The organism is Amycolatopsis sp. NPDC041971 (assembly GCF_055588925.1).
The window spans coordinates 166,158-184,599 of record NZ_JBVJCE010000013.1 but is presented as its reverse complement, the minus strand read 5'-3'; the positions used below and the strand labels follow the sequence as shown (position 1 = coordinate 184,599).

Here is an 18,442-nt window from a genome sequence, read left to right as displayed (position 1 = left end):
ACCCGGTTCATGATTTCCTGTTTGCGTGACCCGGACTGTTTCCGCCGACGCCAACGGCGACGTTTCGGCGAGCCGCCCGCAGCATCGTCTCTCGCTGCGGAAGTCGCTCGCCCGCTTGTCCGTCCGGCCGAGATCGATCCTCATCCTGTCGGTGATCCCGCTGGTCGCGATCGGTTTCGGGATCTGGGGCTGGCAGCACGAATGGGTGCTGGGCGTGGACAGCGCGGTCTACCGCGCCGGCGCCGAGACGCTGTTGAACGGCGATCCGCTGTACGACGCGAACACGCTTCCGGTGGAGCCGTGGTGGGCGCTGTTGCCGTTCACCTACCCGCCGACGGCCGCGCTGCTGTTCATCCCGCTCGCGCTGGTCCCGACTCAGGTCGCCTGGGGGCTCCTGACCGCGGTTTCGCTGCTCGCGCTGGCGCTGTGCGTCCGCATCGCCATCGGCGCGCTGCCGAAGCCCACGACCGACGGCCCCCGCTGGTGGGCCTCGCCCGCCCGGTCGACGATCGCGTTCTTCCTGGTCTTCCTCGGCCTCGAGCCGGTGTGGCGCACGGTCTTCCTCGGCCAGATCAACATCATCCTGATGGCGCTGGTGATGCTCGACATCCTGGTCATCGGGGCGAGGGGCAGCCGCTGGGGCGGCGTGCTCGTCGGCGTCGCGGCCGCGGTCAAGCTCACCCCGATCGTGTTCCTGGGGCATCTCTTCATCACCGGCCGCCGGATGGACGCCATCCGCGGGCTCGTCACCTTCGTCGTGATGCAGGGCCTGATGTTCTTGATCATCCCGCACGACGCGGCCCGGTACTGGACCTACACGCTGCCCGACACCGGCCGCATCGGCCCGGTGCACTGGGCGGGCAACCAGTCGCTGAACGCGCTGATGAACCGCTTCACCGAACTCGCGCCCTGGGCGTCGAAAGCGGCGATGGGGATCGGCGCGCTGCTCGCGATCCCGGCGATCTGGCTGGTGCTGCGCTTCCACCGCAAGGGCCAAGCGCTCGCGGCGATGCTCGTGACGGCGTTCTGGATCCTGCTGATCTCGCCGATTTCCTGGACGCATCACTGGGTGTGGGTGGCCCCGCTGGTCGTCCTGCTGGTTTCGCGGCTGCCGAAGACCACGCCCGCCACCGCGTGGAAACGCTGGCTGGGCACCTTCGCGGTGTTCTTCGTCTTCATCAGCTGTGTCCTGCTGATCCTGCCGAACGGCCGGAATGTCGAGCTGCACTGGCAGGTGTGGCAGAACATCCTCGGCAGCGCGTACATCTTCATGCCGCTCGTGCTGGCGCTCGCACTCGCCGGGCGCTGGTGGTACTTGCGGCGGAAGCGGAGCGACGACGACAAGCATGTTGAAGTCACGGCCGGCGGCTGAACCCCGGATCGTCGGGGTCACGCTGGCGGGTGCGCTCGCACTGGCGATGCTCGCGCTGGGCGTCGTCGCCTGGCTCGGGGAATGGCACCTCGGCGCGGACAGCGCCGTCTACCGCGCCGGTGCCCTCACCCTGCTGAAGGGTGAACCGCTCTACACCCGCGAGGCGCTGACGACGCTGCCGCCGTGGGTGTTGCTGCCGTTCACCTACACCCCGGCCGCCGCGCCGCTGTTCCTGCCGCTCGCGATCGTCCCCGCCGGGCTGACCTGGGGTGTCGTCGGCGCGCTCTCCCTGGTCTGTCTGAGCGTCGTGATCTCCGTGGTCGCCCGCGCCTGCGGCGCCCCCATCACCCGGTGGTGGGTGCTGCCGCTGGCCACGGCGGGCGCGCTGGCGCTGGAACCGGTCTGGAAGACGCTTTTCCTCGGGCAGATCAACCTCATCCTGATGGCGTTGATCGTCCTCGACGTCCTGGTGCTCTCGGCCCGTGGTTCGCGCTGGGCCGGGGTGCTGATCGGGATCTCGGCCGCGATCAAGCTGACGCCGCTGATCTTCGTGCCGCATCTGCTGTTCACCGGCCGCTGGAAGGACGCGCTGCGGGCGCTCGGCACGTTCGTCGCACTCGAAGCCGTGATGTTCGCGGTGATTCCCGGTGACGCCGTCCGGTTCTGGACGAAGTCCGCGACCGACCCCAGCCGGGTCGGCTCCGTACACTGGATCTTCAACCAGTCACTCAACGGACTGGTGAACCGCGCTTCGGAACTCGCGCCGTGGTCGCTGACCGTGGCCATCGCGATCGCCGCCGTCCTCGCCGTCCCCGCCGTCTGGCTGGTCGTGCGCCTGCATCGCCGCGGCGATCCCGTCGGCGCGCTGCTGGTGACCGCGTTCTACGGGCTGTTGCTCTCGCCGGTGTCCTGGTCACACCACTGGGTGTGGACGGTGCCGCTGCTCGTCCTGCTCGTCGTCCGCCGAGCGTGGGTTCCGGCCGCGGGTGTCGCGGTGCTGTTCGCGAGCGGCGTGATCATGTTCGTGCCCAACGGCGGGGACACCGAGTTCGGCTGGGGAATGGGCTGGTCGCTGCTCGGCAACGGCTACGTCCTCACCGCTGCGATCGCCATCACAGGCCTGGCCGTCCGGGAGCTGCGACGCGGGTCCGCCCAGGTCGTGGCCGTGGCGGCCAAGTAATCTCATCCGCGGAATCGGCTTTTGAGCGGGAGTGTGCGGCAGTAGTGGACAAACGAACCGGTCTTCCGATCGTGGGCATGGTGGGCGGCGGACAGCTGGCCAGGATGACCCACCAGGCGGCGATCTCCCTCGGCCAGTCCCTGCGCGTGCTGGCCGCCGGGGAGAACGAATCCGCCGGCCTCGTCGCGGGTGAGGTCGTGCACGGCCACCACACCGACCTCGAAGCGCTGCGCTCGTTCGCCGCCGAGGTCGACGTGCTGACCTTCGACCACGAGCACGTTCCCGGCGAGCACCTGCTGACGCTCGCGATGGAAGGCGTCACCATCCGGCCCGATCCGGCCGCGTTGTCGATGGCGCAGAACAAGCTCGTCATGCGCGAGATGATGGCCGGACTGGGGATCCCCGGCCCCGCGTTCGCCGAAGTGTCCTTTGTGGACGACGTGATCACCTTCGGCGACAAGCACTCCTGGCCGGTCGTGCTCAAGGCTTCGCAGGGCGGCTACGACGGCCGCGGCGTCTGGATGCTCGACACCGCACAGCACGCCCGCGAGACCGTCCCCGAACTGCTCGACGCCGGAACTCCGCTGCTGGTCGAGGAAAAGGTCGTCATGCGGCGCGAACTGTCCGCGCTCGTGGCCCGGTCCCCGTTCGGGCAGGGCGCGGCGTGGCCGGTGGTGGAAACCGTGCAGTCCGGCGGGATCAACACCGAGGTGCTCGCCCCGGCGCCGGGGCTGAGCCTCCAGCGCACGCAGGAGGCGCAGGACCTGGCGCTGCGGATCGCCGCGACGCTGAACGTGACCGGCCTGCTCGCCGTCGAGCTGTTCGAGACCGACGAAGGCCTGCTGGTCAACGAACTCGCCATGCGCCCGCACAACTCCGGACACTGGACCCAGGACGGTTCGAAGACGTCGCAGTTCGAGCAGCACCTGCGTGCCGTGCTCGACTACCCGCTCGGCGTGACCGACCTGATCGCCCCGGCCTGTGTGATGGCGAACGTCCTCGGTGCCCCCGAGGCGCCAGGGATGGGACCGGACGAACGGCTGCACCACCTGTTCGCGCGGTACCCGGACATCCGCGTCCACCTGTACGGGAAGGGTGAGCGTCCCGGCCGCAAACTCGGCCACGTCAACCTCGTCGGCGAACGCATGGAGGAGCTGCGCGACCGCGCGCTGCTCGCCGCGCACTGGCTTTCCCACGCCGTCTGGCTCGACGGCCACGAAATTCACTAGGAGAATCAGTATGGCGCCGCAGGTTGGCCTGATCATGGGCAGCGACTCGGACTGGCCGACGATGGAAGCGGCCGGGCAGGCGCTGGCCGAGTTCGGCGTCGAATACGAGGTCGGTGTCTACTCGGCGCACCGCACTCCGCAGCGGATGCTCGACTACGCGACGTCGGCCGCTTCGCGCGGTGTGCGCGTGATCATCGCGGGCGCCGGCGGGGCCGCGCATCTGCCGGGCATGGTCGCGTCGGCGACGGTGCTGCCGGTGATCGGGGTGCCGGTGCCGCTGAAGTACCTCGACGGTATGGACTCGCTGCTCTCGATCGTCCAGATGCCCGCCGGTGTCCCCGTCGCGACGGTCTCCGTCGGCGGCGCACGCAACGCGGGCCTGCTCGCGGTGCGCATCCTCGCCGCGTCCGACGAGGGCTTGCAGACGAAGATGGCCCGCTTCCAGGCGGATCTGGAACAGCTGGTGCTCGACAAGGACGCCGCACTGCGCAAACGCGTCGAAGGCTGACCGCGTTTCGTCCTCTGAATGCGGTAGTTCGACGACGAACCACCGCATTCAGAGGACGAAACGCGTGGCGTCAGTCGGCGAGTCGCTTCCGCAGCTCTCGTTTGAGCACCTTCCCGGCGGCCGAGACCGGGATCTGGTCGACGAAGTGGATCGCGCGCAGCCGCTTGTACGGCAGGACACGAGCGCCGACGGCCTCCAGGAGTTGCTCGGCGGTGACGTTCTCGTCGCTGCGCACCACGAACGCGACCGGCAGCTCGCCGACCTCGGTGTCCGGTTCGCCGACGACGGCCGCCGCGGACACGCCGGGCAGGGTGATCAGCAGCTCTTCGAGTTCACGCGGAAAGACGTTGTACCCCTTGTACAGCAGCATGTCCTTTTTGCGATCCACAATGGACAGATAACCGTCCTCGTCGAGGATGCCGATGTCGCCGGTGTGCAGCCAGCCGTCGACGAGCGCGGCCGCCGTCTCCTCGGGGCGGTTGCGATAGCCGGTCATCACCTGCGGGCCGCGCAGGCAGACCTCGCCGCTTTTCCCGGCGGGTAACGGATCCTCGCCGCCCTCGGCCGCGACGATCTTGATCTCGGTGTCCGGGAGCGGAAGGCCGACCGAGCCGACCTTCCGGGTGGCGGAGCGATACGACGGCGCGATGACGGCGCCCATGGTGACCTCGGTGAGGCCGTAGCCCTCGGTGATGATCACGCCGGGGAAGCGGTTCTGCAGGGCGCGGATCATCTCGTGGTTCATCGGCGCCGCACCGGAACCGATGGTCAGTACCGAAGACAGGTCGGCCGTGTGAAAATCGGGGCAGGCGAGCAAGGCGGCGAACAGCGCGGGCGCCCCGCCGATGGTGGTGACCCGCAGCAGTTCGGCGTCGGCCACGTACGCGGCCGGGTCGAAGCGGTCGTGCAGGACGACCGTGCCGCCGTCGAGCAGCGGGACGTTGAGCGCGGCGATAGTGCCCATGGCGTGGAACCACGGCGTCAGATTGAGGGCGATCCCGGTGCCGATCCTGGACGGCCATTCGTCCGGGCCGCCGAGCTGGTCGACGATCACCTCTCCCGAGTCGTCGAGGGCGGGGATCGCGCCCAGCCGCCGGCAGGAACTCTGCAAACTGTTGACCACGACGTTCCGATGCGGCAGACAGACGCCCTTCGATCGTCCGGTGGTGCCGCCGGTGTACGCCAGGTGGGCGAGGTCGCGGTAGATGTCGATCTCGACGTCCGGCCGCTCGTCGGAGTGACCGGCGTGGAACACCGTGAACTCGACTTCGTTCTCGCTCACTTCCTCGGGCGGGTGAACGACGATGCTCAGCCGGACCGCTGTCCGGTCACGGACCGCGGCGAGCACGCGCGCGACCGGGCCGACGGTGACGGCGGCGACCGCTCCGGCGTCGGCCAGCTGGAAGGCGAGGTCCTCGGGCGGCAGCAGGGGGTTCGCCGGGCTGAAGGTGGCACCCGCGAGCAGCGTGCCGTAGTAGGCGATCGGGTACGCCAGGCAGTTCGGCAGGTGAAGGGCCACGACGTCGCCCCGGCCGACGCCTTCCGCGCGCAGGGCGTTCGCGAACCGGCAGGCCGCGCTGTACGTCTCGGCGAAGGTGAGGCTCTGGTCTCCGTAGGCGAAGGCGGTTCTGGCGCCCCAGCGAGCAGCGGCGCCGACCAGCACCGAGCCGGCCGGGACCTGGGGATAGTCCAGCGACCGGGGGAACGGGGTGAGCTGCATCACTCGAACGTACGGACTTTGCGGTCAAAGACACAAGCGCTCTCGATGTCGCACGATGTGAACGAGCGCTAACATCGGTCGAACTCCCAAACGCGCTTAGAAGAGGTGACGAAGGTGTCTGAGGGCCCGGGTCTGTACCAGCTTGCCGAAGAGCACGAGGAGCTGCGGGCCGCGGTGCGTGCCCTCGCGGAGAAGGAGATCGAGCCCTACGCGGCCGAGGTCGACGAGGACGAGCGCTACCCGATCGAGGCGTACAACGCGCTGGTCAAGTCGGGTTTCAACGCCGTCCACATCAGCGAAGCCTACGACGGCCAGGGCGCGGACGCCATCGGTGCCTGCATCGTGATCGAAGAGGTCGCGCGCGTCGACGCGTCGGCGTCGCTGATCCCGGCCGTCAACAAGCTGGGCACCCAGCCGATCATCATTTCGGCGTCGGAAGACCTCAAGAAGCTCGTGCTGCCGTCGATCGCCTCCGGCGAGACGTCGGCGTCGTACGCCCTCTCGGAGCGCGAAGCCGGCTCGGACACCGCCTCGATGCGCACCCGCGCGAAGCTCGACGGCGACCACTGGGTGCTCAACGGCACCAAGTGCTGGATCACCAACGCGGGTGAATCGTCCTGGTACACCGTGATGGCGGTGACCGACCCCAACGCCGAGAAGAAGGCCAACGGCATTTCCGCGTTCGTCGTGCACAAGGACGACCCCGGCTTCACCGTCGGCTCGAAGGAGCGGAAGCTCGGCATCAAGGGCTCGCCGACCCGCGAGATCCACTTCGAGAACTGCACCATTCCGGCCGACCGCATCATCGGCGAACCCGGCACCGGCCTGAAGACCGCGCTGCGCACCCTCGACCACACCCGCCCGACCATCGGCGCGCAGGCACTGGGCATCGCACAGGGCGCACTCGACGCGTCGATCGCGTACGTCAAGGAGCGCAAGCAGTTCGGCAAGTCGATCTCGGAGTTCCAGGGCGTCCAGTTCATGCTGGCCGACATGGGCATCAAGATCGAAGCCGCCCGGAACCTCGTCTACGCCTCCGCCGCGGCGACCGAACGCGGCGACAAGCGCGGCGGCTACATGGCCGCGGCCGCGAAGGCGTACGCGTCGGACATCGCGATGTCGGTGACGACCGACGCCGTGCAGCTCTTCGGCGGCGCGGGCTACACGCGCGACTTCCCGGTGGAGCGCATGATGCGCGACGCGAAGATCACCCAGATCTACGAAGGCACCAACCAGATCCAGCGCATGGTCATGGCGCGCGCCCTGCTCAAGGGCTGACGTCTCGAGTACATGAAGGCCCCCTTCCTTGCGCCTGACGCAAGGAAGGGGGCCTTCATGTACTTCCGGGTTCGCGATCGGGTGACGAAATGCGCAGGTGAGATCGCCTCTCGGTGAAATGCTTCACGGAAGTACGGCGATCATGGCCGCACGCTGTCACTCTCGAAGGATGTTCTGGTTCGCTCCGGTGTCGTGGACACCGCACGACGAGGCCGAGCTGGTCGCCGGTTGGCGGTTGTGGCTCGAACTCGGGGATCGGATGTGGCCGTCGGCCGCGTGGGACGGGACGGCGGCCGACGTCGTCAAGCCGCTGCGCGAGCTGGTCGCGGCGTGCGATGACATCGAGACGGGGTACCGCGAGGTTGTCGACGAACCGTCGGAGGAGTTCATCCGGATCATCCAGTTCCTCGTGTGGACCGTGAGCACGGTGATCGAACTGTGGGCAGACGACGAGGTCCCGCTCGACGCCGAGCGGACAGCGTTGCTGCACAGCGATCTGGCCGGGTTCGCCGAGCAGGCCGAGCGGGTGCTTGAGGTGTTGGCCGTCAGCGGGGGCTGGAGGGGGCTGGCCGCGGAACATCGGCGGACGGGTCGCTGAGCGATTCCAGTCTTTCGACACACGCGAACCGCGAGCCCGCCAGGTGTTTGGTCGGCAGGTGGTCCAGCGAGAGCAGGGGTGCCGTACGTGCCCTTGAGGGCGCGATGGAAGTTCAAAGCCCGGATGAAGCGCGACCCCGTGAACTCGGTGCTCCAGCTCACCCAGTAGAGCCGTCCGGGTCCGAGCACAGGCCGGTCAGCCGTTCCTCCGTCACCGAAGAGATTCTGTCGTGCGGGGGATAACGTTCGCGGCCTTCCGCAGAGGACATGCCGCCGACCGGGGTCCGCTTCCTGTCGGGTACCTGTCGATCACGCTCCGGAGGTGCCATCGGAAGCGCCCGGTGCCTTACCGTGATCCGGGTAAGTTGAATTTTCACCGACCAGAAAGCTGATACCCGATGTTCGCTCGTTTCAAGGATGTCGCCCTCCTCCTCGGCCGGATCGGTGTCGGTGTGGTCTTCCTCGCACACGGCCTGCAGAAGTGGGAAAACGGAATCGACGGGACCGCGAAGTTCTTCGAACAGACCGGAATCCCGCTGCCGACGCTCGCGGCGATCTTCGCGATCGCGGTGGAGATCGTGGGCGCGATCTTGTTCATCGTCGGTTTCCTGACGCCGCTGGTGGGCCTCGGCTTCGTCGTGGTCTCCGTCGGTGCGCTGCTCTCGGTGCACCTCGACAACGGCCTCACCGGCCAGGGCGGTTACGAACTCGTCCTCGTCCTGGCGGTCGCCGGGCTCGCGCTCGGCTTCAACGCCGGCAAGCTGTCGATCGACCACGTGCTCTTCGGGCGCAAGCGTGAGGCGAAGCAGCTCCAGGACGCCTGACTCCGGTTGCCATGAAGGGACCTTTCCTCGCGAATTCGCCAGGAAGGTCCCTTCATGGCACGTCAGGAGGGGAGATCCGCGGTCGTCCGCTCGGCTTCGCGCCGGGAAGCGAGTTTGGCCGGATCCGCGTCGGTGACCTGGACCAGATGTGCGCCGGCCGCGAGCGGCGTCAGGAATCCCGAGAGAATCCCTTCCTCGCCAGTCCATTCCACAGTGGACAGAACGCGGTCCGCCGCGGACAAGCCCGCCGAGGAAGCGCGGGAACGAGCTTCGGCGAGGGCTTCATCCACAGTGGACGAACCCAGCGCGGGAGTGTCACCGGGCACGGGGAACAGCGAGCTGAACCGGTCACCCGCGAGCCTGGCTTCGGTCAGGTAGTCCAAAGCCCCGTCGGGTACGGAACCGGCGGGCAGCCCGAGACCCATCGGGTGCAGCGAGACGACGGCCGTCGCGGACGCGTCGGAACCGCCACCCGGCGCGACGAACGCCACGCGCGCGCCGGCGGTCTCCGTCACCACCCTGGCGCCGCACCACCAGGCGCCCAGCAGGACGCCGGCGGTCTGCCAATGCGACGGCAGCACGACGGCGACCTGGTCTCCCGGTTCGACGTCGAACTCGTCGACCAGCCAGTTCGCCGTCTTGGCGGCCCAGTTCACCGTGGTCGCCACGGACAGTTCGACCCGGCTGCCCTGCTTGTCGTCGTAGTGCGTGATCAGCGGTTTCGCGGGCGACCCGAGCAGGGGTCGCAGCAGCAGTTCGGTGAGGCTCACGTCCCCAACGCTAGTTCACGCAGGGAACACTCGACGCGGCGAGCAGTGGAGCCGCACCGGGGGCCCCGCCCCCACCGCTCCGGCCCACCAGGCCGGACACGAAGGTCCGCACGGCGGCGGGGTCGATCTCGACGATGCTCTGGCTGTCCGCGCTGCGGCCGTTGATGTTCACCACCGGGATGGTCGTGAAGGTCAGGTCGCCGGACGCGATCCCCTTCGCCTGCTGCGCGAACTCCAGCAGGTCCAGCCCTTCGTCCAGGACGATCGACCGGCGCACGACGTCCATCAGGCCCGCCATCGTCGACGGACTGGTCAGCGTGCCCGCCGAGAGCACCTGGTTCAGCGCCGAGGACAGGAACGTCTGCTGCCGCACGATGCGGTCGAGATCGCCACGCGGCAGGTTCTTCCGCTGCCGCACGAACGAAAGTGCCTCGCCACCCGACACGGTCTGTTCGCCGCGCCGGAAGTTCGCGCCGGAGTCCTTGTCCTCGGTGGAGTGGTTCAGGCAGACCTTGACGCCGCCCAGCGCCTCGGTCAGCAGGTAGAACCCGAGCAGGTTGACCTCGGCGTAGTGGTCGATGCGGATCTTCGTCAGGTCCTGAACGGTCTGGACCAGTGCCTTGCGGCCTTCCTGATCGGAATCGCGTTCGAGTTTCGCCTGATCGGCTTCGCCGCGGTGCGCGTTCGCGTAGTCGGCCTTCGCGGCGCCGTATGCCGAGTTGATCTTGCCTGGACCGCGGCCGGGGATCTCGGTCCAGGTGTCACGCGGGATCGAGACACCGGACGGCTTCCCGCCGTTCTTCGGGATGCGCAGGATGATGATGGTGTCGGTGTTGACGCCCGGCTTCTCCTCGGTGCGGAGTTGTTTGAGCACCTTGAGCGGCAGCGGATTGCCCTGCGCGTCGGTCCGCGCGTCGCTGCCGACGAGGAGGATGTCGTTCGCGCCGTCGTCGGCGGGCGGTGCGGCGGGATCGTCGGACTTGCTGAGGGCGTTCGTCGTGGGGACGTTGTTCTGCAACTGGTCCTTGGTGACGTACGCGTAGCCAGTCGTGCCGAGGGCGAGCAGCGACACGAGGCCGAGCGCGATCCGGCGGGTGATCCGGCCGGCGCGGCGCAGCGGCCGCTCGGGCACGGCGAGCACACCCGAGACGGATTCGTCTTCGTCGTCGGCCGGGGCGGTCGGCTGGGGGAGCGTCGGATTCCGCGGATACGGCGTCGGGACGAACCGGGGCTCTTCGTCACTCTCGGTGTCCGATTTGGTGTCCTCTTCGGACTTCGGCTCTTCGTCGTCCAACTGCTCAGAACGTTCGTTGACGCCCTTGTCCTCGTCGCCCATCCCTGGTCACCTCCCCTGGCGCTGCCACTCGTCCGATCGTAGGAGAAGGCTAGGCCACCGTGAGGTCGGCCACGCTCAGTACCCGGGCATTAATTGACGCAGGGCACATTGCCCGCGACGATCGGCGTCGTGGTGGGAGCAGGCGGAGCGCTGGAGGGCGGCTGAGCCGGCTTCGAGGGGGGCGACGGCTTCGACGGGGCCGTGGTCGGGGTCGCGCCCTTGAAGTCCTTACCGAGCAGCACTCGCATTTTGCCGGGTGCGACGTCGCGGTCCGCCTCGGCCTGCACCGTGGTGCCGAAGACCTGCTTGATCAGGGCCAGCGCGGCTTCGTCGCCCGGCGCGTGCCGGATGGCCGTCGAGTTGCGGATGCTGAGCTTCGTGTCGGGCGCGAGTTTGAAACCCTTGCTCTGCAAGAAATTCCGGGCCTCGGTGGCCAGCGTGGGGGCGCCGGATCCGTCGAAGAGCTCGACTGTCACCGCCTCCGCGCCCGGCAGGGTGGCCGGGGTCGAGGTGGGTGCGGTTTCGCCGTCGGCGGTGAGGCGGCTGACTTCGGCCTGCACCTGCGCCGGGTCCACCCGGAGCACGGCGGCACCGCCGATGATCGCGTCGCCCTGGGTCGGGATCGTGTGGAACTCGACGTTCCCGCTGCTCAGCCCGCGCATCTGCGCGGCGAACTCCGGCAGATCCCAGCCCGCCGACAGCACGACCGACTTCTTCACCGCGTCGATCAGGCCCGCGATCTTCGCCGGGTTGATCAGGACGTCCGACGAGAGCACCTTGTTCGCCAGCCCCGACAGGAAGGCCTGCTGTCGCGCGATCCGGTCGAGGTCGCCGTTCTGCAGGTCGTAGCGCTGCCGGACGAACGCGAGCGCCTGGACGCCCTCGACGGTCGATCTCCCGGCGGGCAGGTCCACGCCGGATTTCTTCTCCTTGACCGCGTTGTTGAGGCAGACCTCGACGCCGCCGATCGCCTTGGTGATCTCGTAGAAGCTCGACAGATTCACCTCGGCGTACCGGTCGATCATCTTCGGTTTGCCGATGAACTTCTCCAGCGTCGCGATCAGGTTCTTGCGGCCGGCGTCCTTGGCCTTGGCGTCGACGTCCTTGAGGTCGGAGTTGCCCTGCTGCTGCAGCGTCTTCGACGTGTCGTTGTAGGCGTACACGTACGCGCTGTTGAGCTTGTGCTTGCCGAAACCGCCGGTGATCTCGACCCAGGAGTCGCGGGGGAAGGAGATCGCGACCGCCTTCTTACCGTTCTGGGGGATGTGCACCAGGATCATCGTGTCGGTCTGGCGCTCGCCGTCCGAAATTCCGGCGTGCAGCATGTCGAGGACCTCGCGCGGGAGCGGGTTTCCCTGCGCGTCGGTGCGGCTGTCCTGCCCGACGAGCAGGATGTCGATCGCGCCGTCCAGCGGTTTCGCCGGCGGGTGACCGTTGTCCTCGAAGATGTTCGTGGTCGCGAAACCCCGCGAAGGGTCGCCGATGAACTGCCAGCCCCACCAGCTCAGCGCCAGGATCGTGATCGAGACCAGGCTGAACACGACCTTCACCCCACGGCGGGCGACCATGAAGACACCGCCGTCACGGCGCGCCGGAATGGGTGGCCCGGGCCACTCGGTCACGTGCGGTCCTCCACGAATCTCCCCAGGGCACCCGCGTGCCTCGCCGACAACTCTACTGACCTCCGTGTTAGACGTCCGTAGGCTGGTGAAAGGTTGTCCCGGTCGTGACACACTCGGCCGGTCAGGGAAGTCGTAAAGGGAGGATCGCGGCATGCGAGTGCTGGTCACCGGGGGTGCCGGGTTCATCGGTTCGCATTACGTCCGGCAGGTGCTGACAGGGGCGTACCCGAGCCTGGCCGACGCCGAACTGATCGTGCTCGACAAGCTGACCTACGCGGGCAACGAAGCGAACCTGGAGCCGGTGCACGAGAACCCTCGATACCGCTTCGAGAAGGGCGACATCTGCGACGCCGCCCTGGTCAGCCAGCTGATGCGGGGCATCGACCTGGTCGTCCACTTCGCCGCCGAGTCCCATGTGGACCGTTCGATCACCGGGGCGGCCGACTTCGTGCTGACCAACGTGCTCGGCACGCAGACCCTGTTGCAGGCCGCGCTCGAGGCCGAGGTCGGAAAGTTCGTCCACGTGTCCACCGACGAGGTGTACGGCTCGATCGACGAGGGATCCTGGGCCGAAGACCACGCCCTGGAGCCGAATTCGCCGTACTCGGCGTCGAAGGCGTCCTCCGATCTGCTGGCACGTTCCTTCTTCCGTACGCACGGGTTACCTGTCTGTGTCACGAGGTGCTCGAACAACTACGGTCCGTACCAATTCCCGGAGAAGGTCATCCCGCTCTTCGTGACCAACCTGCTCGACGGCAAGAAGGTCCCGCTCTACGGCGACGGGCTCAACGTGCGTGACTGGCTGCACGTGGATGATCACTGCCGCGGCATCCAGCTCGTCGCCGACGGCGGAAGGCCGGGCGAGGTCTACAACATCGGCGGTGGCACGGAACTGACGAATCGCGAGCTGACCGAGCGGCTGCTGACCGCGGTCGGCGCCGGCTGGGAGAGTGTCGAGCCCGTCGAGGACCGCAAGGGACACGATCGCCGGTACTCGGTCGACATCACCAAGATCTCGCGGGAACTCGGTTACACGCCGCGGAAGTCCTTTGAGGACGGTCTGGCCGACACGGTCGCCTGGTACGGCGGAAACCGAGCGTGGTGGGAGCCGCTGAAGAACCGTGTGGGAGCCTGACGAAGTGCTGAGCATTCTCGTACCGGGCGGATCCGGTCAGCTGGGGCAGGACATCGCGGCACTGGCGGCGGACGCTTCGGCGCCGCCGTCGTCGGAGCTGGACGTGTGCGACGCCGGCCAGGTCGTCGCCGCGGTGGCCGACCTGGCCGACCGGGCGCGGGCGGCGGGCAAGTCACCGGTGGTGATCAACGCGGCCGCCTACACCGCGGTGGACGCGGCGGAAACCGATGAGGCGCGGGCGTTCGCGGTGAACGCCGACGGCCCCCGCGTGCTCGCCGCGGCGTGCTCGTCGCGCGGGGTTCCGCTCATCCACGTGTCCACGGACTACGTTTTCGCCGGTGACGCGACTTCACCGTACGAGACCGGTGATCTGCTGGGACCGCTCAACGCCTACGGCCGGACGAAAGCGGCGGGCGAGGACGCGCTTCTCGGGTCGGGCGCCCGGTCTTGGATCGTGCGGACGTCCTGGGTGTACGGCAAGACCGGGTCGAACTTCGTGAAGACCATGGCGCGCCTGGAAAAGGAACGCGACGAACTGTCCGTAGTGGACGATCAGACCGGTTCACCGACCTGGTCCCGCGATCTCGCCGCCGGACTGCTGGAACTGGCCGGTCGCGTTGCCGTCGGCGAAGGACCCTCGCAACGGGTTCTGCACTGCACGGGCGGCGGATCGACGACGTGGTGCGGTTTCGCGCGCGCGATCTTCACGGAACTCGGCGCGGACCCCGCGCGGGTGAAGCCCTGTACGACGGCGGAATTCCCGCGTCCCGCGGCGCGTCCGGCGTACGGGGTGCTGTCGAACGCGTCGTGGCGCGAGGCCGGTCTCACGCCGCTTCGGGACTGGTCTGACGCGCTCAAGGCTTACTTCGCCTCCTGAGCTGCTTCGCCCTTTGACGCTGCTTCATTTCTGGACACGTTGAGTTCGCCGCCCAATCACTCGAGTTCCGTCTCTGATCACGCGAGTTCGCCATCTGATCACGCGAGTCGCGCGGCCAGGCACGCGAGTTCGCCGCCCAGTCGCGTGAGCCCGCCCTGCCGAGCGCGGGTAGGTCGGGCATGGATGGCGATCACGCGTGATTGGGGCGCGAACTCGCGTGATCAGGGAGCGATCTCGCGTGATTGGGGGCGGAACACGGTCCCGACGTCGCTAGCGGCGCTAGGAAAGCTAGCGATACTAAAGGTCCCTTGCTTCGCTCTGGAGTGGCGCGTGGGACTGCTGTGGTCAGTGTTTCGTACTGGCCCGGCGGTACGCGGCGACGGTGAGGTCGGCGCAAGCGCGCCAGGTGAAATTCGCGACGTGGGCGCGGCGCGCGGCCGAGGTGGCGACGGCGTGCGGGTCGCTGACGGCGATCCGCAGCGCCTCCGCTAGTCCGTCGACGTCTTCGTAGGGGACCAGGCTCGCGCAGTTCCCCGCGACCTCGCGCAGCGCCGGGATGTCCGTGCACACCACGGGCACGTCCGACGCCATCGCTTCCAGCACCGGGAGCCCGAAGCCCTCGTCGCGCGACGGCAGCACCAGGGCGCTGGCCCCGGCGACGACCCGCCGAAGGTTCACGTCCGACAGGTAACCCACGTGTCGCGAACGAGGGCCCACGGCGAACGAACCGGGACCGACGAACACCAGCTCCGGCAGATCCGGCGCCGCCTCGTGCGCCTGCTGGAGCCAGTGCAGGCCCTTGCGGGGCCCGGGAGCGCCGGCGAAGAGCAGATACTTGTCCGGAAGACCGAGTTCGTCGCGGCGTTCCTTGTCCGGCGGGCGCGCGGTGAACCAAGCCGGGTTCACGCCGAGCGGGGTGACGATGATCTTGCCGCGGTCCACGTCGAGCCGTTCGGCGACCTGGTCCGCGACGGCGTTGGTGGGGGTGCAGATCGCGTCGGCGAGCCGGGCGCCGCGCCGGACCAGGCGCGGTAGTTCGTGATCGCTCGGCGCGAGTTCCCCAGGAGCGTCCAAAAAGGCCAGATCGTGGATGGTCACCACGCCCGCCGCGCGGAACCGGCCGGGCAGCACGAAGTTGGTGCCGTGCACGACATCCGTCGGCCCGGCGAACAGTTCCACCGGCGGCAGTTGCGAACGCAGCCACGCCTTCCGCAGCAACCGCGCCGCCACCGGCATGCCGCGAGCGCGGACGCCGTGCGGGAGCACGTGCCGCAGCCGTCGCCAGCCGCGCAACGTGAACGCGACCGCGCGAGTGTCCACTTCGGACATCGACGCGAGCTCTTCGGACAGCGCGACCGTGTACCGGCCGATACCCGTCCTGGCACCGAGAAGCGGGGTCCCGTCGAGCAGGACGCGCAAGGGGCGGTCAGCCACGGCCGAGCCTCTGCTTGGCGACCTTGACCACGCGGCCGCCGACGCGCCGCACGAGTTCCTTCGGGCCGCCGTCGGCGAGGTACTCGCGGATCAGGTCGACGTCGCGGCGCACCATTTCCTTGCCCCGCACCGGCGCCGTGACCACGAGGTCCGCCGAGCCCGGCAGCCGGTCCGCGGCGGGCCGTGGGTTCCGGCAGAACTCCACCAACGGTTTCAGCGCCTCCGGCCAGGCGTAACGCCGGGCGACGGCGGCCATCCGCTCGACGCAGCCCGCGGCGAATTCCTCGTCGTACAACGCCTTTTCCAGGGCGTCGGCCAGCGCGTCCACGTCCTCGGCGGGGACGACGACGCCGAGCCGTTCCTCGCGGACCAGGTCGGCGAACGAGTCGCCGTCCGTGGTGACGATCGGCAGCCCGGCCCACAGGTAGTCCAGCACCCGGGTGCGGAAGGCGAACGTCGTCTCGACATGCTCGTAATGCGTGGTGACGCCGCAATTCGCGTCGAGCAGCCAGTTCTGGCGCTCCTCGTACGGCACCCACTGCTGGTTGAAGAACACGTGCTTGCCGGTGAGCCCGAGCGTGTCGGAAAGCAGCATCGTGCGCGCGCCGATGTCCATCTCGGTGACCTCGGGGTTGGGATGCTTCATCCCGAGGAACACCAGGCGGACGTCGCCGCGACGCTGCCGCAACCGCTCGATCGCCCGGACCAGCGTGAGCGGGTCGAACCAGCTGTAGACCCCGCCCGCCCACAGTACGACGTGATCGGTCTCGCCGATTCCGTCCAAAGTGGACCGAAGGCCGGGACCGGTGCGGACCGGCGCGCTGGGGGAGAGGCCGAACGGGACGATGGAGAGCAGCGATTGGGTGGTCGGGTCCGCGTCGTACAGCCGAGGTGAGAGCCTGCCCATCGCCGCGAGGTGGCCCAGCCAGAAGTGGCGCTGACGCTCCGAGGCGCACAGGAAGAAGTCTCCGCGTTCCATCTGCGCGTCGAGAACCTTCGTGACCCCGATGAGGTCGAGAGCGCGTTTGTCGTCGGGGACGCCCTTGCCCTGTTCGAGCAGTTCCAGGTGCATCGGATCGTACAGGTCCGCGACCACGATCTTGTGCGCGTACTGCTTCTTGAGCGAAGGCGCGAGTTCCAGCACGTGACCCTGCAGAACGATGATGTCGGCCCAGGCGATCGGGGCCTCCAGCTCGCGCCGGGTCGCCGCGCTGACCCGGAACGGCGCGGGCGGCGGATCGGCGAGGGGGTTGACCGTCACCAGGTGGACGTCGTGTTCGGCGGCCAGGGTCGCGGAGATGTTCCACGCGCGGATCGCCGGGCCCGCCATCCGTTCGGTGATCGCGTCGCCGGTGATCACCACGATCTTGCGGCGCTGCCCGAAGAGCGCGTCGATGCCGAACGTCTCGACCAGGATGTCGTGCGCGGCGAGATAGCGCGGCAGCGGATACGCGGGCTCCAACGCCTTGCGCAGCAAGGGAAGCAGGTCGGCGTCGGTGCGGACGCGAGCGGCCTGCTCGGCGGCACGCGACTCGGCCAGCGACGGCAGCAGCTCGACGAACTGGTCGATCGCCAGCACACCGGCCAACGTCGTCCTCGGCACTTCGACCGGACCGGTTTCGGCCGGGCCGGCGCCCTGGGCGAGATCGAACCGGGTGGCGTCGAGGTCTCCGCGAGCGGTCGCCCGGCGGACGGCCAGTGCCAACGCGGCGGGCAGGGCACGCGAAAGTGTCTCGTCGGAGAGGTTCTTGTACAGCGCGGCCAAGGCATTGCGTTCCAGCAGGAACGTCTCGCGGCCGGAGTCGGGGGCGTCCACTGTGGACATGGTGGCGTGGTGCTTGTGGTAGGTCAGCGACTCCGGCACGTAGCGCACGCGCCAGCCGCGCAGGTTGAGCCGCCAGCCGAGGTCGACGTCCTCGTAGAACATGAAGAACCGCTCGTCGAACCCGCCGAGTTCGGCGAACACCCCGGCGCGGACGAACATCGCCGAACCGGTCGCGAACAGGACGTCCTTGGCGACCTCGTGTTCGGCGGCGGGAACGTCGGACAGGGGGCTGCCCGCGTGGCGTTTGTAACCCATGCCGAACCAGGTCAGGCCCGCGTCGACGAAGTCGGTGCCGGTGCCGTCCCAGTCGAGGACCTTGCTGGCCACCGCGGCGACCGTCGGCTGTGCGCGCAGTTCGGCGACGGCCGCGCCCACCCAGCCGGGAGCCGGGCGGGCATCGTTGTTGAGGAAGGCGAGCACAGTGCCTGTCGCGTGCTTCGCGCCGAGGTTGCAGCCGCCCGCGAAACCGGAGTTCACCGGGGACTCGACGAGCTTGACGCCCGGCGCGGCGGCCTTGATCTCGGCGACGTCGGAGCCGCCGGAGGCGTTGTCGACGCAGATGACCTCGAGGTTCGGGTAATCGTGTTCGGCGAGTGCGTGCAGGCAGGTGACGGTGTCGGCGGCTCCCCGGTAGTTCACCACGATGACCGAGACGACCGGTTGCGTTTCCCCCTGCGCCAAAGCCGTACTCCCTGCTCTCGATTGAGCCCGCGACCGCATCGCCACCACGAAGCG

15 protein-coding genes are annotated in these 18,442 nt (G+C 68.4%); 9 read left to right on the top strand and 6 right to left on the bottom strand.

Features of this window, described 5'->3' with window-relative positions:
* The first annotated feature begins 25 nt into the window (after positions 1-25).
* Genes ACZ6DT_RS25250 through purE form a run of 4 tightly spaced genes read left to right on the top strand, consistent with a single transcriptional unit; the run spans position 26 to position 4,289 of the window.
* The gene (locus tag ACZ6DT_RS25250; RefSeq protein ID WP_465599497.1) at positions 26-1,372 is read left to right on the top strand and encodes a glycosyltransferase 87 family protein; all 1,347 of its coding nucleotides are present in this window, start codon (positions 26-28) and stop codon (positions 1,370-1,372) included.
* Positions 1,347-2,552: a glycosyltransferase 87 family protein gene (locus ACZ6DT_RS25245; protein ID WP_465599495.1), complete on the top strand. Its 1,206-nt coding sequence runs from the start codon at positions 1,347-1,349 to the stop codon at positions 2,550-2,552. Before ACZ6DT_RS25250 ends, ACZ6DT_RS25245 begins: the two co-directional genes overlap by 26 nt.
* A 44-nt stretch (positions 2,553-2,596) precedes the next feature.
* The gene (locus ACZ6DT_RS25240; RefSeq protein WP_465599494.1) at positions 2,597-3,781 is read left to right on the top strand and encodes a 5-(carboxyamino)imidazole ribonucleotide synthase; all 1,185 of its coding nucleotides are present in this window, start codon (positions 2,597-2,599) and stop codon (positions 3,779-3,781) included.
* A gap of 10 nt (positions 3,782-3,791) precedes the next feature.
* Positions 3,792-4,289 carry a 5-(carboxyamino)imidazole ribonucleotide mutase gene (gene purE / locus ACZ6DT_RS25235; protein WP_465599492.1) on the top strand — a complete coding sequence of 166 codons (498 nt, stop codon included), beginning with the start codon at positions 3,792-3,794 and terminating at the stop codon, positions 4,287-4,289.
* A gap of 70 nt (positions 4,290-4,359) precedes the next feature.
* On the opposite strand, the gene ACZ6DT_RS25230 is transcribed toward purE, so the two are convergent.
* Positions 4,360-6,009 carry a class I adenylate-forming enzyme family protein gene (locus ACZ6DT_RS25230; RefSeq protein WP_465599490.1) on the bottom strand — a complete coding sequence of 550 codons (1,650 nt, stop codon included), beginning with the start codon at positions 6,007-6,009 and terminating at the stop codon, positions 4,360-4,362.
* A 105-nt stretch (positions 6,010-6,114) separates the two neighbouring features.
* On the opposite strand from ACZ6DT_RS25230, the gene ACZ6DT_RS25225 reads away from it, so the two are divergent.
* The 3 genes from ACZ6DT_RS25225 to ACZ6DT_RS25215 all read left to right on the top strand — a co-directional run bounded on the left by ACZ6DT_RS25225 (position 6,115) and on the right by ACZ6DT_RS25215 (position 8,708).
* Positions 6,115-7,287 (top strand): acyl-CoA dehydrogenase family protein, encoded by a 1,173-nt coding sequence (locus ACZ6DT_RS25225; RefSeq protein ID WP_465599488.1) that lies wholly within the window; start codon positions 6,115-6,117, stop codon positions 7,285-7,287.
* Between the two features lie 169 nt (positions 7,288-7,456).
* Positions 7,457-7,885, top strand: coding sequence for a hypothetical protein (locus ACZ6DT_RS25220; RefSeq protein WP_465599486.1), 429 nt, complete (start codon positions 7,457-7,459; stop codon positions 7,883-7,885).
* A 397-nt stretch (positions 7,886-8,282) separates the two neighbouring features.
* A complete protein-coding gene (locus ACZ6DT_RS25215; RefSeq protein ID WP_465599484.1) occupies positions 8,283-8,708 on the top strand; it encodes a DoxX family protein in 426 nt (141 codons plus the stop codon).
* A gap of 62 nt (positions 8,709-8,770) precedes the next feature.
* Here the strand turns inward: ACZ6DT_RS25215 and ACZ6DT_RS25210 are convergent, their stop codons facing one another.
* The 3 genes from ACZ6DT_RS25210 to ACZ6DT_RS25200 all read right to left on the bottom strand — a co-directional run bounded on the left by ACZ6DT_RS25210 (position 8,771) and on the right by ACZ6DT_RS25200 (position 12,436).
* The gene (locus ACZ6DT_RS25210) at positions 8,771-9,478 is read right to left on the bottom strand and encodes a TIGR03089 family protein (RefSeq protein WP_465599482.1); all 708 of its coding nucleotides are present in this window, start codon (positions 9,476-9,478) and stop codon (positions 8,771-8,773) included.
* 10 nt (positions 9,479-9,488) lie between these two features.
* Positions 9,489-10,814 carry an LCP family protein gene (locus ACZ6DT_RS25205; RefSeq protein WP_465599480.1) on the bottom strand — a complete coding sequence of 442 codons (1,326 nt, stop codon included), beginning with the start codon at positions 10,812-10,814 and terminating at the stop codon, positions 9,489-9,491.
* Positions 10,815-10,903: 89 nt separating this feature from the next.
* On the bottom strand, positions 10,904-12,436 hold the full coding sequence (locus tag ACZ6DT_RS25200; protein ID WP_465599478.1) for an LCP family protein: 1,533 nt from the start codon (positions 12,434-12,436) through the stop codon (positions 10,904-10,906).
* 151 nt (positions 12,437-12,587) lie between these two features.
* On the opposite strand from ACZ6DT_RS25200, the gene rfbB reads away from it, so the two are divergent.
* Positions 12,588-13,571, top strand: coding sequence for a dTDP-glucose 4,6-dehydratase (gene rfbB / locus ACZ6DT_RS25195; protein WP_465599476.1), 984 nt, complete (start codon positions 12,588-12,590; stop codon positions 13,569-13,571).
* A gap of 4 nt (positions 13,572-13,575) precedes the next feature.
* Positions 13,576-14,448: a dTDP-4-dehydrorhamnose reductase gene (gene rfbD, locus ACZ6DT_RS25190; RefSeq protein WP_465599474.1), complete on the top strand. Its 873-nt coding sequence runs from the start codon at positions 13,576-13,578 to the stop codon at positions 14,446-14,448.
* A gap of 345 nt (positions 14,449-14,793) precedes the next feature.
* Here rfbD and ACZ6DT_RS25185 read toward each other — a convergent pair whose 3' ends face one another.
* A complete protein-coding gene (locus ACZ6DT_RS25185; RefSeq protein ID WP_465599472.1) occupies positions 14,794-15,882 on the bottom strand; it encodes a glycosyltransferase family 4 protein in 1,089 nt (362 codons plus the stop codon).
* Complete coding sequence (locus ACZ6DT_RS25180) at positions 15,875-18,388, bottom strand: glycosyltransferase (protein WP_465599471.1); 2,514 nt, start codon at positions 18,386-18,388, stop codon at positions 15,875-15,877. Before ACZ6DT_RS25180 ends, ACZ6DT_RS25185 begins: the two co-directional genes overlap by 8 nt.
* Positions 18,389-18,442 lie beyond the last annotated feature (54 nt).

Coding starts and splice junctions, on each gene's coding strand:
- rfbB (WP_465599476.1), top strand. CDS start 12,588: ATGCGAGTGCTGGTCACCGGGGGTGCCGGGTTCATCGGTTCGCATTAC.
- purE (WP_465599492.1), top strand. CDS start 3,792: ATGGCGCCGCAGGTTGGCCTGATCATGGGCAGCGACTCGGACTGGCCG.
- ACZ6DT_RS25245 (WP_465599495.1), top strand. CDS start 1,347: ATGTTGAAGTCACGGCCGGCGGCTGAACCCCGGATCGTCGGGGTCACG.
- ACZ6DT_RS25205 (WP_465599480.1), bottom strand. CDS start 10,814: ATGGGCGACGAGGACAAGGGCGTCAACGAACGTTCTGAGCAGTTGGAC.
- ACZ6DT_RS25220 (WP_465599486.1), top strand. CDS start 7,457: ATGTTCTGGTTCGCTCCGGTGTCGTGGACACCGCACGACGAGGCCGAG.
- ACZ6DT_RS25230 (WP_465599490.1), bottom strand. CDS start 6,009: ATGCAGCTCACCCCGTTCCCCCGGTCGCTGGACTATCCCCAGGTCCCG.
- ACZ6DT_RS25215 (WP_465599484.1), top strand. CDS start 8,283: ATGTTCGCTCGTTTCAAGGATGTCGCCCTCCTCCTCGGCCGGATCGGT.